The following is a 17,140-nucleotide window of genomic DNA, read 5'->3' as shown; positions in this document are numbered from 1 at the left end:
AAAATATATTAGATGGTACAATGAAGATAGAATTAAAACAAAATTAAACGGAATGTCCCCTGTTATGTACAGATTACATTCCGCTTAAAATATTATTAAATTATTCCGTGTTTACGGGTTCAGGTCATAAAAAGAACTTTCCTTAATTTTTTGTTATTTTAATTTTTCTAATAATTTTAATGTGTAATCGTACATTCTTTGAGTAGATTCAATTCCCAAATGTTCTAATGGAGTGTGAGCACCAATGATATCTGGACCGAAACTAATCATATCGCAATCAGGAAGTACGCCTTTTAACAAACCACATTCCAAACCTGCGTGAATTGCAGTTACATTAGCTTTCTTGCCAGTCATTTCTTCGTACAATGCTGGGGCAACTTTTGCCAATTCTCCATCAGTGTTGAATTCCCAAGCTGGGTATTCTTTTTCGATAACAGTAGTTCCGTGAGTCAAATAAGCTAATGATTTGATCTTGTCGAACATATTGTGAAGTTCGCTTTCCACAGAACTTCTTACACAACAAGTAACCTTGATTTTTTCGTCGTCTGCTTCAACAATACCAACGTTAGAACTTGTTTGAACCAAACCTTCGATGTCTTGTGAAGTTGAGATAACATCGTTGATTAACAAATACAAGAATTTAACGATTGATTGGGAAGTTTCTTTTGAATAAGAAAATTCTGTTTTTTCTGTTTCTTTAATATCCAAAACCAAGTTAGGGTCAGTTTTTCTACCTTCGTGACGAACATATTCACCAATTTCGTTTAATATATTCATCGCTTTATCCAAATCATCAACAGTGATAATAGCGTGAGCATTCTTAGCGATGGCGTTGTGTTTTGAACCACCGGAGATTTCTTGCAATCTAAAATCCATTTCCAAAGCAACTTTGTTCAAAAGTCTTGCCATAACTTTGATGGCGTTTTTGTTTTGTTTTTGGATTTCAAGTCCAGAGTGACCACCATTCAAACCAGAAAGAGAGATTTCAATAGCCTTTGACAAACCTTCTGATTTTTCACTCTTGAAAGTAGTGATAGCATTTGCTCCACCAGAACAGCTTACAATGAAGTCTCCTTCAGTTTCAGTGTCGATATTTAACAAACGAGTTCCGCTCAAATGTTCAGCAGTCACACCGTTTGCTCCGTCCATTCCACGTTCTTCATCAATTGTTACAAGAACTTCCAATTTTGGATGAGCCACATCATCAGAATCCAAAATAGCTAAGCAAAAAGCAACAGCGATTCCGTCATCTGCTCCTAAAGTTGTGTTATCTGCATAAACATATCCATCTTTAACGTGCATTGAAATAGGATCTGTCAAGAAATCGTGATTTGAATCATCAGTCTTTTCGCAAACCATATCCATGTGTCCTTGCAAAATAACAGGTTCTGAATTTTCGTAACCTTCTGTAGCTTCTTTTTTGATAATAACATTGTTAAGAGAATCTTGGTACACTTCCAATTCTCTTTCCTTTGCGAAGCTAACCAAAAAATCTGAAACAGCCTTTTCGTTTCCTGAACCACGAGGAATATCGTTTAATTGTTTGAACCAATGAAACACTTTCTTTGGTTCTAAATCTTCATATTTTTGCATGAGTAACCTCCTATATATCTTCTTACTTTATTATAACTCTTTTACATTATTTTGTAATCTAATTGACAAGATTATTTACAACATTTACGATAATATCCATACCATTAGAGATATCATCGTAGCTCATCTTCGCAAACCCAATCAAAAACACATTAGTGTTCATATTTTTATCCAAATAAAAATCATCGATAGGAATCACATACACTGATTTTTCCCTCAAAGTTTTCAAAAAAACATCACTATCAATCCTCTTATCGACCTTGATTACGACAGAAGTTCCACAATCAGTTTTCTCAAAATCAATGAATTTGCAGCCGTTTATTTTTGAAAAAATAATCTCGTATTTTTTTGCGTACACCTTCTTCATCTGATTGACCTGTTTTTCAAAATCTCCGCTGTCGATAAACTTGGACAACGCAGATTGAACGAAAATCGACACAGGACACCTCTCAGATTTTAATACAGAATAAAATTTATTCATCAAATTTTTAGGCAAAACCATAAAACTCACACGCATCGCTGGAGTTACAGTACGTGAAAAATTCCCAATGTAAATCACCTTATCATTCACATCCAAAGTCTTCAGTGGAGCGATAGGACGAAGCTTGTATTTGAATTCTGCATCGTAGTCATCCTCGATTATGTAGCGAGTATTTTTTTCGTAAGCCCAATTCAACAGATCGATCCTTTTATTAATTGGCATAATCGCAGAAGTAGGAAACTGATGAGAAGGAGTCACGCTTACAACATTCGCATCTGTTTGTTTCAGAAAATCTATATCAATTCCATCTTCATTCACATCAATCGGCGTACTGTTGAAATTATTGTAAAAACCAATTCCGTGATATGCATATCCAGGATTTTCGAAACCAAAAACGGGATTGTTGAGAAGATTTTTAATCAAAATCAACAACTCGTTGCTGCCGGAACTCACGACAATTTGGTTGGGATTCACGATAATTTCTCTGAAATCCTTCAAATAATTTGAAATAGAACACCTTAAAGAAAATAATCCCAAACCATCGACCTTACCCAAAATAGCATCATCATCTTCATTAATTGAATCCCTGAAAGCTTTTCTGATCTGCTTGTATTTAAAACAAGATTTATCCACACCTGAAAATGAAAAATCATACAGGTAAGAATTCTTTTCTGCAACAATCATATCCTCATCATCAAAGCTTGTATCGCTTTGCAAAATATGACCAGATTTTTCCACAAAAAACCCACTTCTCTCACTGGAGCGAATGTAGCCTTCCTTTTCCAATTGATAATAGGCATTGGATACAGTATTTATCGAAATATTCAGCTCATTTGATAATTTCCTAATAGAAGGAAGCTTGTCATTAGTCTTCAATTGTTTCGTGTTAATCTTTTCTTTTATAGAATCGTAAATTTGATTATACAAATAATCTTTGTCGTTTAAATTTATGAACATAAAATCCTCCGTTGGATTAAGTATAACACAAGAAAAAGAAATAATTACTCAAATTGCAATGTTCAAGACGAGAATACAACCATATTTATTATAATAAAAATTAAAATTTGAAAACATTTATCTTTTTTTTTTGAGTGGTATAATAATTTCAGAGCAAATATTATAAAAATATTTGAAATTTAATAATGAAGGGAGATTTATTTAAATGTATGAATTTAAGCTTATAAAAACGTACAAAAAAGAATTTGTACTTGTTGTCTTAGCTTCTATTGTAAGTTTGATTTGTAACTTGGCTTTTGCTTATATATCAAAGGAGCTAATAAATGCAGCAGTTGGGAAAACGAATTTTAATATATGGGTTATAGTTGTGGCAATTATTATTATTTCCGTGACCAAACCTTTTGGAACGTACCTTGTCAACAAATCGTCATATAACTTTGCAAAAAGTTTTATGATAGATTACAGAAAATCTATAATTGATAGTTATGTTTTGAATGAAGGAGAAATGTTATCGTCTGATTTTTTGAATACTGTTAATCAGACAACTACCAAGTTAAAAGATATGTTTGTAATGCCTTTTTTGAAAAATATTAGGTACGCAATTTTATTTATAGGAGCAAGTATCTATTTATTGTACATAAACAAAATAATTTTCTTGATTATTGTTGTTTGTTCTGTATTACCACTTATAATTCCGCAGATTTTTAATAAGAAAAATCAAAAATTAAGGATGGATTCCATAGGAGAAAATGAACAATTCATAGCTAAATCAAAAGAAATTACAGATGGTTTTGAAACAATAAAATCGTTTGGAATTGAGGATAAAATTATAAATCTATTTGAAAAGCTAAATAAAACAAATCAAAAAAAATTATTTCTTGCCAACAGATTCAATGTTTTTCACATGGCATTTTCAATTTTTATATCAATGTTGGGGATTGTATCTGCACTTGTAACAGCTACATATTTGTCAAGCAAAGGTCTGATAACAGCAGGGGAAATAGGGGCAATTATTCAATTATCTAATTATATTGTTGATCCTGTTACAACAATTCCAGCTAATGTTATTAGTATAAAGTCTGTTGAAATGGAAATGAAGAGAATAGATAAAATGATTGCTAAAAAGAATACTAATTCAAAAGAGCATGAAAAATTCAAATTAGACAATCAAATATCTATCAAAAATTTATCGTTTAAATATGGAGATAATGAGGTTTTAAAAGGTATTTCACTTGATCTTGAAAAGGGTAAAAAATATGCTGTTGTAGGAGAAAGCGGAAGTGGTAAGAGTACATTAGCAAATATTTTATTGAGAAGACTTGATTATGAAAATGGATCTGTGAAGTTTGATGATACAGAATTAAAATGCATAGATGAAGATGATTTTTATAGCAATATTTCATTGGTGAGTCAAAATGTGTTTTTATTTAATGATACATTAAAAAATAATGTTTGTTTATACAATGATTACAGTCAGTCGGATTTTGAAAGATCTATCGAAAAATCAAAATTAGATCGTGTTATAGAGGATCTAGAAGAAAAAGAGAATACAGTTCTAGGAGAATATGGCACATCACTTTCGGGTGGAGAAAAGCAAAGAGTTAGTATATCCAGGGCACTTATTAAAAATTCATCATTTGTTATTATGGATGAAGCAACTTCATCATTGGATATCAAAACAGCGAGAGCTATTGAGAATACTTTATTATCTTTAAATCAAACGGTTTTAGTGATAACACATAGAATTGACGAGAGCATTCTGAAAAAATACGACAAAATATTTTTGTTAGAAGATGGAAGAATTACACAAAGTGGAGATTATTCAGACATAAGTTATTTTAATGAGGTGTTATCATAATGAAAAACATTAGAGATTTATTAATTAAACAAAATTTAGGACAATTTATAGTATTCATTATAACAGCTATCATAGAAATTCTAGCAGAATTGTCATTTGCATTTGCATTTAAGGTTATATTTGATTTGGCTACTGGAAGTACAGCTTATAGTGTGAAGGAAGTAGCGGCTATAATCATTCTTTCATTGTTGTTCAAGATATTATCAACATATTTAATTGAAGTTCAAACAGAGAGATTGAGCATTAAAGCTATGGAAGATTTTAAGTTAAATATGATGAGTTCATACTTAACTAAAGATAACGAAATGAACACTTCAAGTATTTTAAATGTAGTAACTGATTTATCTGAACAAATTTCTGAGATGTACGTTAAACCTTTTTTGACTATTGTTAGAATGATTATAATGTTCATTGGAGCTGCGTTTGCGATATTTATGAATCAAAAAGCTGTTTTACTGATAGTGTTCTTGGTAGGGTGGATTCCATTGATATATTCTAAGCTTTCATCTACTAAAACGCAAAAATCTAGAGGAGAATATATTAAAACTAATGAACAATTCATTTCAAAGTCAAAGGAAATAGTAGATGGATATGATTTAATAAAATCTTTTAAGATTGAAAATAGAATTTTGAATATTTTTAAGAATCTGAATATAAAAAATGAAAATGCACGATATGCTGCTGACAAAGATAGATCATTTTATTCAAGTATTTCAGTTTCTATAAGTTCGATTGTGTATGTAGCAAGTAAATTAGCTGCATTTTTATTTGTAATATTTAAAGTTATAAGTGTTGGACAATTCATGATGGTGGTACAACTATCTAACTTCGTTCAACAACCACTATCTGTGATTCCTGAAATGTATAGTGTTATGAAAAGTATGGAAGATCAAGTGTCTTCTAAATTAAAAATGATTAATGAAACGAATAAAGATACGAGAAAAGCTAAGTTTGACTATAATGACACAATTTCAGTAAATAACTTAGAATACTATTATGGAGATAACTTAGTATTAAGTGATATAAGCTTTGACTTAGAAAAAGGTAAGAAATATGCAATAATTGGAGAGAGCGGAAGCGGAAAGTCTACGTTAGCTAAGATTTTACTTGGAAGATTAGAAGATTACAAAGGAAGTATAAAAATAGGAAAAGACGAACTTAAAGATATCAATAGAAAATCTCTATACTCAAGTATAGTTCCAGTTAATCAAGAAGTCTTTATGTTCAATGATACGATAAAAGAAAATATTTGTTTATATAATGAATTTTCTGATGATAGAGTTGAATATGCAATACAAAAGTCAGAATTATCCAAATTAATAGATTCGTTGCCTAATAAACTTAATACTATTTACGGAGAAAATATGAGGGATTTTTCAGGTGGTGAAAAGCAAAGAATCAGCATTGCTAGATGTTTGATAAGAGATTGCGATATGATAATTCTAGATGAAGCCACTTCAGCACTAGATTTTAAAAACTCAAGATTAATAGAAAATACTATTCTTTCGTTGAAGCAAACAGCACTTGTTATAACTCATAAATTGGACGAAAAGATTTTAAAAAAATATGATGAAGTATTTGTCCTTGTTGGAGGGAAAATTGTTGAACAAGGAAAATATGAAGATTTAACTTATTTTAAGTAACACATCTGTACCCATAAAATTATTTTATTTTGCTACTATAATTAGATGCAATTTGCATGTATTATAAAGGCGAGGTGATTTTAATGGATATAAATGAAAAATTAAAGGGCGGAGTAATAATGGATGTAATCAATGCTGAACAAGCGAGGATTGCAGAAGCAGCAGGAGCAGTAAGCGTAATGGCACTTGAAAGAGTTCCTGCAGATATTAGAGCTGCAGGAGGAGTTAGCAGAATGAGCGATCCTAAAATGATTGAAGAAATTATGAAAGCTGTCAAAATTCCTGTAATGGCAAAAGTTAGAATTGGCCATTTTGTTGAAGCACAAATTTTGGAATCTTTGGGAATTGATTACATTGACGAATCAGAAGTTTTGTCTCCGGCAGATGACAAGTATCATATCGACAAATCGAAATTTAACACTCCTTTTGTTTGTGGAGCGAGAAATTTATCGGAAGCTTTACGAAGAATCAAAGAAGGCGCTAAGATGATTAGAACAAAAGGTGAAGCTGGAACTGGAGATGTTGTCCAAGCTGTTACACATATGAGACAAATCATGGGCGAAATTTCATTGGTGAAGTCTTTGAAGGAAGATGAATTATACGACAAAGCAAAAGAAATGGGAGTTTGCTTTGAATTATTGAAATACGTTCACGAAAATGGAAAATTACCTGTACTTAATTTTTCTGCAGGTGGAGTTGCAACTCCTGCTGATGCGGCGTTGATGAGACAATTGGGAGCTGAAGGTGTGTTTGTTGGTAGTGGAATTTTCAAAAGTGGAAATCCTGAAAAACGTGCCAAGGCTATCGTAAAAGCTGTGGAAAATTACAACAATCCAGATGTATTGCTTGAAGTGAGCAAAGATTTGGGAGAAGCAATGGTGGGAATTAATCCAGATGAGATAAAAGTCATCATGGCTAATAGATAAAACAAAATAAACTAAACAAAGGCTACCTGAAAATTGGTAGCCATTTTTTGTGATATCATTTTCTTATAATTCATTGTAATAGCTAGAAGTATTTAATATAATTATTAATGAAAGGGGTAGAACATGAAAAAACTAACTACATCAAAATTTTTATTAGATAATAAATCTAAATTACAAGAAATTATAAAAAATTTGGAAACTGATTTCAAATACGTTTCTATTTTGGGTTGCGATGTTGATGGGGCAAGTTATTCTGTGACGACATCTGCAATTTCATTAAATCCATCTCCTGATTACCAAAGAGGATTTGTAATCAGAGTGTACACTGATTTGGGATTTAGTGAGTATTCATTTAACGAAGTAAATGTAGATGAAGTTTGCGAAAATGTCCGTAAAATCGCACTTGAAGATCGTAAAAAAATCGTCGAAGGCTTGGACAGAGTAACTTACGACAGACTTCCAAATGATGACGAAATTACAATAGAAAGAATCACTGAAGTTGAAAACTTACCAGAACAAGATAATCCAGAAAAAATAATCACTACTTTGCAAAAAATTCACGACGAAGTTAAAGCGAAATACGAAAAAATCGTTCAACTTTCTTTGAGATTGAATATTACGCAAGTTAATAAAATTTTCTTATCTAAAAATAAAGATTTGTACCAATCTTACGCTTATTCAACAGGATTTGCAATGGCAGCAGCAACTGATGGAAAAAATACTAAAATAGATTTCATTTCTAGTTCTGGATTGTGTGGAAGTGAATTGATTTCTGAATTCGAAAAAGCAGCAGAAGATGCTTGTAGAAGAACTGAAGAATTACTTACAGCAGACAGAGTTGTTCCTGGAGAATACGACATAATTTGCGATCCTGATTTTACAGGATTAATCGCTCACGAAGCATTCGGTCACGGAGCCGAAATGGATATGTATGTAAAAGAACGTGCAAAAGGAAAAGAATACCAAGACAAGAGAGTTGCAAGTGACAAGATAATCATGCACGACGGTGCGACAGCTTTCGATGAGGTGTCAAGCTATCTATTCGATGACGAAGGAAACTTGGGAAGAGATACTGTGATTATCGACAAGGGTATTTTGCGTCACGGAATGTGCGACGAATTGTCTGCGATTTTGTTGGGTCAAGAATCCACAGGAAATGGCAAGAGAGAATCTTTCAAGAGAAAAGCTTACACTCGTATGACTAATACTTTCTTTGAAGAAGGCGAAGATTCCGTTGAAGATATGATTAAATCAGTTGACAAAGGATATTTGTTGGAAGGTTTCTCATCTGGAATGGAAGATCCAAAAAACTGGGGAATTCAATGCGTTGCAATGAAAGGCCGTGAAATCATAGATGGCAAATTAACTGGCAAAATCGTAAGCCCGGTTTATTTGACAGGATATGTTCCAGATTTATTGCAATCAATCACACAAGTTTCCAATGGACTTGTACTTTCTGGTGGAGGATATTGTGGAAAAGGCTGGAAAGAATGGGTTAAGACATCGACTGGTGGATCATACATTAAGGCAAAGGGGATTTTAAGTTAATGGAAAGATTAATAAATATATTAAAACAAAACGAAAAAATTACCGACTGGATAGTTGTCAACACTGTGTCCAAATCCAACGAAGTATTTTTGATAAAAGACAAAGTAGACATGAACAGAAGTTGCGTGACTAATGAAACATCTGTAAGAGTGTTCGTGGATTTTGAAGAAAATGGCGACAAATTCAAAGGTGACAGCACAGTTGTGTTGAACTTAAGTGACAGTGACGATGAAATCAAAGAAAAAATTGACAGAACTGCTTTCGCAGCGAAATTTGTCAAGAACAAATACTACGAACTTCCAGAAAAAGAAGAAGACTACGCTACATTAAAAGACATCAAAGTGTGCGAAGATTTGACAGATAATTTCAAAAAAGTTCACGATGTTATCTACAAAGATTATGGCTACCAATCAAAGGTGAATTCTTGTGAGATTTTCGCCTACGAAAACCACAAGCATGTTGTTACATCAAAGGGCGTGGATGTAGAATATCCATCTAACAAGTTTACATTTGAAATCGTAACTGATTGTAATATTGGTGATGAACCTGTTGAAATATTCAACGGATATGATTTGACAAGTATCGATTACTTAAAAATCGAAGAAATCGTCGACAAACAACTTTTGGAAACTGAAAAAAGATCCAGCGCCGTTAGAAATGAAAAAATGGAAAATATGAGAGTGATTTTATCAAACGAAGCTGTCGAAGAATTCTTGTATTACTATTACGACCAAGCAAGAGATGCCATGATTTATCAACAAATCAGCTCTGCAAAATTAGGCGAGAGATTTTTCGGAGATAATCCAAAAGTAAACTTCAACATGAAAATCAATCCAACATTGGAAACATCAATCAACAAAAGATCTGTCGATTCAGAAGGTAAAAAACTTGTAGAGTATGATTTGTACAAAAATGGAGTCGTTGAAAACTTGGTTACTAATGCAAAGTATAGTTATTATTTGAACGTAAAAAACATGGGACAATCACCAGTTTTCGAAGTGAGTGGTGGAAATATTTCTGTCGAAGAATTGAAATCACAAGACTACATTGAAGTGTTGGCGTTCTCATCATTTTTGATGGATAGCGCCACAGGAGATTTCGGTGGAGAATTCAGACTTGCACGACTTGTAAAAGATGGTGTGGAATCATTCATAACAGGTGGTTCAATTTCATTAAATGTAAAAGAAGTTCAAGATTCTATGATTTTCTCAAAAGAATTGAAATCTCGCAAAAACAGCTTAGCACCAGCAGTTATTGCGTTTGATAATGTGACTATTGCAGGGAAATAAGGAGGTAAAATTGAAACAAAAAGATAGATTTGGCGTGTTGGAATTATATGCGTATTGTATTGGATATATTTTGTTGATAACAATCTACAGATTTTTCAGGACAAATGAGTTTGATGCTGTAGGATTTCTGAAAATAGCAGCTACAATTTTTGTAGTAGCATCGGCTACGTTTGCGATTTTCAACAAAGGATCATTCAAGAAAACATCTTCTGATTATAAACTACCTATGATAATGATAACGGCTGTAATGTCTATTCTAGTTTCGGTATTTATATTCTAAAAAATAAAGGTTTGAACATTGGAAATCCAATATTCAAACCTTTTTTAAATTCCGAGAACAAATTCGTCGTCGTTGTGAATTGTTTTAACCAAAAATCCTGATTTAACCAAGAAATAAGTCGTAGTTAATGTGGACAAAACATCCGACACTGGCATCGCTGACCACACGCCTGTAAGTCCGAAAAGTTTTGGGAAAATCAACAACAACGGCAACAAATAAATAAGTTGTCTTGTCATTGTCAATATGAAACCAATTTTTGGCTTGCCGATAGCTTGGAATAATGACGATCCAATTATGGAATATCCAAGCATGAAAATCATCGAATTGTAAATTCTAAGTCCAGGAATTGCGATGTCCTTGATGACTGCATAATCTTCTGGTCTTGAAATAAAAATCTTCACCAACAAATCTGGCCTAAGCATAGTGAATGCCCAGTTCAAAACCATGTATATAGTTCCGGCTACAATAGCAATTCTCAAAGTATGTTGAACACGTCTGTATTTGTGCGCTCCGAAATTAAATCCTAAAATTGGTTGGATACCTTGATTGATACCAAAAATCGGCATGAATGCAATTTGTGATACGCTGTAGATAACACTCATTGATGATGTCGCCAAGTCGCCACCGTAAATTTTAAGGAAATTGTTGAAAATAATATTAATACCACTAGCTACAAGTTGCATTGCGAATGGAGCAGAGCCCAGTGCAAAAATTTGCTTACAATAATGCAAATCAAGCTTGAATGTTTCCTTTTTAAGTCTCAAAAGTGCTCGATCTGAAAGAAAATATCTCACAACCCAAATACAAGACAAAATTTGACCGATAATAGTCGCCCAAGCAGCGCCTTGCACTCCCATTTTCATAGGGAAAATGAACACATAATCCAAAATAATATTGGAAATTGCTCCGATGAACATCGTAACCATCGCAACTCTAGGATTTCCTTCGCCACGGATGAAGTTGTTCATTGCAAAACCAACCATTTGAAAAGGTGCACCATACAAAATAATTTTTCCATATTCATAAGCGTAAGGCATCAAAGTGTCACTTGCGCCGAAAATTTTCAAAAACCATTTTAAATTTAAAAGAAAAATCGCTGATATCAAAACCCCGAAAATAATAGATAGAACCATCGAAGTACCTAGTATGATTTCCGATTCTGTTTTCTTGCCTTCACCGAATTTAATTGAAGAAAGTGAATTTCCACCCACACCAATCAACATTCCGAATGCCATCAAAAATAAAAAAATCGGGAACATCAAATAAACGCCACCAATTGACATTTGATTTACACCGGCACCTAGGAAAATTCTATCTACAACATTATACAAAGCTTGAACCAACATTCCTACAGTCGCTGGAACTGAAAACTTCCAGATTAATTTCGGAATAGATTCATTGCCGAGAAGATTTGATCGTTGTTCGTTTAAAGTTTCTATAATAATCGCCTCCTTATCAAAATAATACAAGTTATTATACATTAAAAAACAAACATAATCAATGATTTATAAAAAAATTCAATAAATAACTGAAGCAATTAAAATCTTATTATGATAATATAGAAGTAAGAATAATAATAAAAAGGATGATAACATGAAAATATTACACGTAATCGCACAACTTCCGAAACAAACAGGAAGCGGCGTTTATTTTACAAATGTAATTCAATTTATGCAACAAAATCATGAAAATGCTGCTATATTTGGAATACAAGATGATATTCAATTAAATTTGGATGAAACAATCAAAAAATATCCAGTGGAATTTAAAAGCGAAAAGTTGAAATTCCCAATAGTTGGAATGAGCGATGAAATGCCATACGACTCCACAAAATACAGCGATATGACACACGATATGATTGAAGATTGGACAAATGAATTCACAAAACAATTGAAAAAAGCAAAACAAGAATTTCAACCAGACGTAGTCGTATCTCATCATTGTTGGATGCTAAGCAGTCTCGTGTTAGATATTTTCGATGAAACTCCTGTTTTATTACTAAATCATGGAACAGATATCAGACAGACAAATCTCAACCCAGAATTGTTTATGACTTGTGTGGATAATCTAAACCGCGCACAAAAAGTGCTAGCACTAAGCAAAAAAGACGTAGAACCAATCTCCGATATATTTGGAATCGACAAAGAAAAAATCGTTGTAACGGGTGGAGGCTATAACAGCGACATATTCTACAGAAGAAAAGAAGATCCACAAAACGACAGAATCAAATTATTGTTTGCAGGTAAATTATCACACGCAAAAGGAGTTTACGAACTTTGCAAAGCCTTCAAAAAACTAGAAGAAAAATACGATAATTTGGAACTTACATTAGTTGGAGATGTAGATACAGAAACAAAAGTTGAGTTGTGGGATAACACAGGAAACTCACTTCACTTCGATTTGCACAACACATCTTGTCAGAAAAAACTCTCTAACAAAATGAGAGAATCAGACATCTACATTCTGCCAAGCTATTATGAAGGATTGGGACTTATCGCAATCGAAGCATTGGGTTGTGGAATGAGAGTCGTAGTCACAGAAATAGAAGGACTCATAGAAACATTAGGCGACGAAATAAACAACAGTACAGCCATCGAATTTGTCGAAATGCCACGACTCAAATCAATCGATGAACCTTATGATTCAGAAATCGAACCATTCGTCGATAGATTAGCAAAAGGAATTGAAAAACAAATAATCAGAGTACAAAACAAAGAACCAATACCAGAAAAAATTCACGAATTAGTATTAAAACATTCTTGGGATCATATAATGCTTGAAATCGAGAATGAGTTAATGGAGATTGCAAATTTACAATAGAATATAAAATTTACTGAATGCAGCTTTTAATTTATTAAGAGCTGTTTTTGTGTATATAAGATTGCTAAAAGTAACGTATAAAATTTTAGCTAGCTCAATATTATGTGTTTGAAGATATTGATAAGCACGAAACTTTTTTTAAAATTAATTTGATAACAAATATCATTGAAAAGAAATTGAGATTATAGTAAAATAAAAAAAGTTCGTTAGATGATAAAGAATATCATTATTAATTTAAAAGGAGGTTCGTATGAACAAAAAAAAGATTATTTTTTCTTTAGTTTTTGTATTTGCTTTGATTTTTGGATTAAATATTAATTCCAAAGCAGCGGATGACAAATATACAGCGGAGGATTTTGAGATTGTGGGAGATACTGTATACGGTTTTTCGAAAAGCGGTGTGCAAAAACTAAAAAGAAATCGAAATGTTGTGCTACCAACAAAAAGCAAAGAAAATGTGGATTTGAAAAAAATAGCAAGTTTTGCTTTTGTCTACAATAAGAGTAGTACGATAGATGAGTATACTCAAAGAGAAGGCGAAAATGGAGAGGTTAACAACTTAGATGTTGATGGAAACGAAATTAAAAAGCTAGGAGAGGATTTCCATCAATTAGACATAGAATCTGTAGAGATTCCTGAAGGATATACTTATATTGGACAAGATGCTTTTGAAGAAAATAGTAATATTAAAAGCGTTAATTTGCCGAAAACTATCACTAAAATTAGTGATTATGCATTTGCACATCTAAGTTTAAAAACTATAAAATTACCAGATAATTTGAAATTTTTGGGAGATCAAGTATTTTTTGATAATCAAATAGAAGGCAAACTTATTTTACCTAAAAATTTAACAAATTTAGGAGAAAGAGCATTTAAATCTAATCAAATTACAGATATAGAATTTAATTGTGAAAAATTAGAAACTATAAAAGAACAAGCTTTTCAAGATAATAAAATTAAGCAAGTGAAGCTTCCAAATAGTGTGAAAAAAATTGAGATTGGTGCGTTTAATGGAAATCTTGGTGATGAAAATTATGCATTGAAAGTTGTGCTTTTGTCAAAAGGTAATGTTGACAACAAAGATTCTTCTTCCATTGTTAATCCGACAGAAGAAGATAAGACGACTTCAGTAGATGTGGATAGTTCAAAATGGGATGAAAAAGATTTTGTATTTGATAAGGGTAAAGTTCTAGGATTTTCTGGTATCGGAAAATTAAAAGTTCGTGAAAACAAAAATCTTGTAATTCCTGAAAAGAATGGGAAATATGTTGTTGATGAAATTGGAGATGATGCTTTTCGAAATGTGGATTTTGAAAATAGTAGTTTGAATAAGTACGATTTACAAAGCATTAAACTTCCGAAAACTGTGAAAAAAATCGGGAAATTTGCATTCCAGTCTAATTATTTGACAGAATTTGAAGCACCTGAGGCTCTAAAAATAATTGGAGATGGAGCATTCATGAATAACAAGATAGAAATGCTTGAATTAGGCGAAAATACTGAAATAATTGGAAGTAGTGCGTTTCATATTAATAAATTATTTGCAATAGTGATTTATCCAAATGTTAGGGAAATTGGGATTTCAGCTTTTAGAAATAACGATGCACAAAATGTAATGTTTATGGGCGATAAAGTTGAAAAAATAGGAGAAATGGCTTTTTGTAATAACAAAATATCTGAGTTGGATTTGAGCTTATTAACAAAATTAAAAGAAATATCTGTTCAAACTTTTTACAAGAATAGCATTACAAAGGTTACATTGCCAGAAAATTTAGAAAGTGTAAGAGAAGAAGCGTTCAGATACAATAATTTAAAAGAGGTTGTTTTTTCAAATAAAATCAAAGAAATAAGATTTAATGCGTTTGACGATAACAAAGTTGAAGATAACTACAAAAAAGTTTTAGTTAGAATTAAAGGAAAAACGTTAGCTGATGGAAATAATTTTGTTGTTAATCCTGAAGAGACTACGAATAATAAAGATGATTTGAAAAAAGTTTTGGATGAATTAAATAAGTTAGATTTAACAGAACTCAGAGATGATACTCAAAAGCAATTTGAAGATATGAAGGCTGAAGGTGAAAAGCTTTTAAGAAAAGACAAATTATCTGAGGGTGCGAAGTTAAAATACATCCATGATACTCAATTTTTTGTAAGTCGATATAAGTTAGACTCATTAATTAAAAAAGGAGAATTAACGATTAAAAATCATCCACAAAATTCTGGGATTTTGAAAGATAAACTTGAATACGCAAAAAAATCTTATAATAATTCCGCCGTTGTGGATAATAAATTAACTCGTTTAACAAAAGAATTACAAAATCTTATTAATATTGTTGAAAACAAAGGAAACATGGAAAATTCAATTATGAAACAAGGTCATTTTGAACTTAAAACGCCACTTCCGATTCCATCCTATCATATTGGAATGAATGTGTATTTTGACAAAAACGGCAAAATCTTGTATGTGTTAGACATGTCTTACACTATTGGAAAAGGACAAAAAGACGAATACGGCAATGAGATTTTGAATGTTGATGAAGATAATGAAGGTTATCATATGTTGGCTTTGGAGACTTTGGATGATTATGAAGGGCTAAATTATTCAGATGTTTTGAAATCAAATGTAGATAGTCTTGGAAAAATCAGAAAAGTTGATGATAGAGCAAAATACCATAGGGAAGGAATTTTCAATGCAATAAAAGATGCTTGCAAAGATTTTGAAAAGGAAAATCCAACAAAACCAGGTGATAACCCAGGGAAAACACCAAATCAACCTGGTACAGTAACACCAACACCAAGCACACCAGCTGAACAACAAAAAACTACAACAAGAGTTGCAGGAGCTGACAGAATTCAAACATCAGTAGAAGTATCCAAGAAATACTACGAATCTGCTGACACAGTAATCGTAGCAAACTACGAACAATTCGCAGACAGCTTATCAGCATCCGCATTATCAAAAGCATTAAAAGCACCAATCCTACTTGTACAAAAAGATCAATTAGATTCAGTAGTAGCACAAGAAATCAACAGATTAGGTGCTAAAAATGTAATCGTAATAGGTGGAGAAAAATCAATAGATAAAACAAAGATCGGCCTATCACAATACAACGTTAGAACAATAGCAGGAGCTAATCGTTATGAAACAAGTGCAAAGATTGCACAAGAAGTAATCAAGCTTACAGGAACTAAAAAAGCTGTAATAGCAAGCGGAGAAGTATTCGCAGACGCATTAACAGTAGCGCCACTAGCTAACAAAAACAACATGCCAATACTACTTGTACAACAAGATAGAATACCAGAAGAAGCAAAAGAAGTATTGAAACAAATTGAAGAAGTAATAATTGTAGGTGGAGAAAAGACAATCTCTAAAGAAGTAGAAAACAAACTACCAAACCCTACAAGAATAGCAGGAGCAAACCGTTACGAAACAGCAAAGAAGATTTACGAATATGGCTTCAAAGACAGAAAAGAAGTTAATATCGCAAACGGAACAGTTCCAGCAGACAGCTTAGTAATAGGCTCCATTGATTGCCCAATATTATTAGCAGAAGCAAATGAAATTCCAGAAGCTACAAAACAAGCTTTTGAAGAAGCAAAATTTGAAAAAGTTAATGTATTTGGTGGAGAAAACTCAATAAGTGAATCAGTTGTAAAAGAATTGATTAAATAAACTAAACGCAGCACATAAAAATAATGTGCTGCGTTTTCACTAAAAAACAAAAAACATAATCTCTACTAATTT

General features: G+C 32.3%; 12 protein-coding genes. 9 read left to right on the top strand and 3 right to left on the bottom strand.

Annotated elements, in window-relative coordinates; all coding sequences use genetic code 11:
- Positions 1–7 precede the first annotated feature (7 nt).
- The gene (locus ACU68U_RS02515) at positions 8–88 is read left to right on the top strand and encodes an IS3 family transposase (protein ID WP_414731760.1); all 81 of its coding nucleotides are present in this window, start codon (positions 8–10) and stop codon (positions 86–88) included.
- A gap of 65 nt (positions 89–153) precedes the next feature.
- Here the strand turns inward: ACU68U_RS02515 and ACU68U_RS02510 are convergent, their stop codons facing one another.
- Both ACU68U_RS02510 and pdxR read right to left on the bottom strand, forming a co-directional pair.
- A complete protein-coding gene (locus tag ACU68U_RS02510; RefSeq protein WP_446762670.1) occupies positions 154–1,593 on the bottom strand; it encodes an aminoacyl-histidine dipeptidase in 1,440 nt (479 codons plus the stop codon).
- Positions 1,594–1,651: 58 nt separating this feature from the next.
- On the bottom strand, positions 1,652–3,031 hold the full coding sequence (pdxR, locus tag ACU68U_RS02505; protein WP_440275529.1) for a MocR-like pyridoxine biosynthesis transcription factor PdxR: 1,380 nt from the start codon (positions 3,029–3,031) through the stop codon (positions 1,652–1,654).
- Between the two features lie 205 nt (positions 3,032–3,236).
- Between pdxR and ACU68U_RS02500 the strand changes: the two genes are divergently transcribed.
- The 6 genes from ACU68U_RS02500 to ACU68U_RS02475 all read left to right on the top strand — a co-directional run bounded on the left by ACU68U_RS02500 (position 3,237) and on the right by ACU68U_RS02475 (position 10,575).
- A complete protein-coding gene (locus ACU68U_RS02500) occupies positions 3,237–4,889 on the top strand; it encodes an ABC transporter ATP-binding protein (RefSeq protein WP_446762669.1) in 1,653 nt (550 codons plus the stop codon).
- The gene (locus tag ACU68U_RS02495) at positions 4,889–6,532 is read left to right on the top strand and encodes an ABC transporter ATP-binding protein (protein WP_094202986.1); all 1,644 of its coding nucleotides are present in this window, start codon (positions 4,889–4,891) and stop codon (positions 6,530–6,532) included. The genes ACU68U_RS02500 and ACU68U_RS02495 overlap by 1 nt, the downstream gene beginning before the upstream one ends.
- An 83-nt stretch (positions 6,533–6,615) precedes the next feature.
- Positions 6,616–7,458, top strand: coding sequence for a pyridoxal 5'-phosphate synthase lyase subunit PdxS (gene pdxS, locus ACU68U_RS02490; RefSeq protein WP_002840912.1), 843 nt, complete (start codon positions 6,616–6,618; stop codon positions 7,456–7,458).
- Between the two features lie 123 nt (positions 7,459–7,581).
- Entirely contained in the window at positions 7,582–9,006 is a 1,425-nt protein-coding gene (locus ACU68U_RS02485) for a TldD/PmbA family protein (RefSeq protein ID WP_446762668.1), read from the top strand.
- Positions 9,006–10,295: a metallopeptidase TldD-related protein gene (locus ACU68U_RS02480; protein ID WP_446762667.1), complete on the top strand. Its 1,290-nt coding sequence runs from the start codon at positions 9,006–9,008 to the stop codon at positions 10,293–10,295. The genes ACU68U_RS02485 and ACU68U_RS02480 overlap by 1 nt, the downstream gene beginning before the upstream one ends.
- A 10-nt stretch (positions 10,296–10,305) precedes the next feature.
- Positions 10,306–10,575 carry a hypothetical protein gene (locus ACU68U_RS02475; RefSeq protein WP_446762666.1) on the top strand — a complete coding sequence of 90 codons (270 nt, stop codon included), beginning with the start codon at positions 10,306–10,308 and terminating at the stop codon, positions 10,573–10,575.
- A 44-nt stretch (positions 10,576–10,619) separates the two neighbouring features.
- On the opposite strand, the gene ACU68U_RS02470 is transcribed toward ACU68U_RS02475, so the two are convergent.
- Positions 10,620–12,056 (bottom strand): MATE family efflux transporter, encoded by a 1,437-nt coding sequence (locus ACU68U_RS02470; RefSeq protein ID WP_446762665.1) that lies wholly within the window; start codon positions 12,054–12,056, stop codon positions 10,620–10,622.
- 112 nt (positions 12,057–12,168) lie between these two features.
- Here ACU68U_RS02470 and ACU68U_RS02465 point away from each other — a divergent pair, with 112 nt between their 5' ends.
- Positions 12,169–13,395 (top strand): glycosyltransferase family 4 protein, encoded by a 1,227-nt coding sequence (locus tag ACU68U_RS02465; RefSeq protein ID WP_446762664.1) that lies wholly within the window; start codon positions 12,169–12,171, stop codon positions 13,393–13,395.
- 250 nt (positions 13,396–13,645) lie between these two features.
- The gene (locus tag ACU68U_RS02460; RefSeq protein ID WP_446762663.1) at positions 13,646–17,068 is read left to right on the top strand and encodes a leucine-rich repeat protein; all 3,423 of its coding nucleotides are present in this window, start codon (positions 13,646–13,648) and stop codon (positions 17,066–17,068) included.
- Positions 17,069–17,140: the final 72 nt, after the last annotated feature.

This window comes from Finegoldia sp. P3-F-LR, assembly GCF_052932165.1.
Note: the sequence above shows the minus strand (reverse complement) of the source record. Positions and strands in the feature narration are given on the sequence as shown.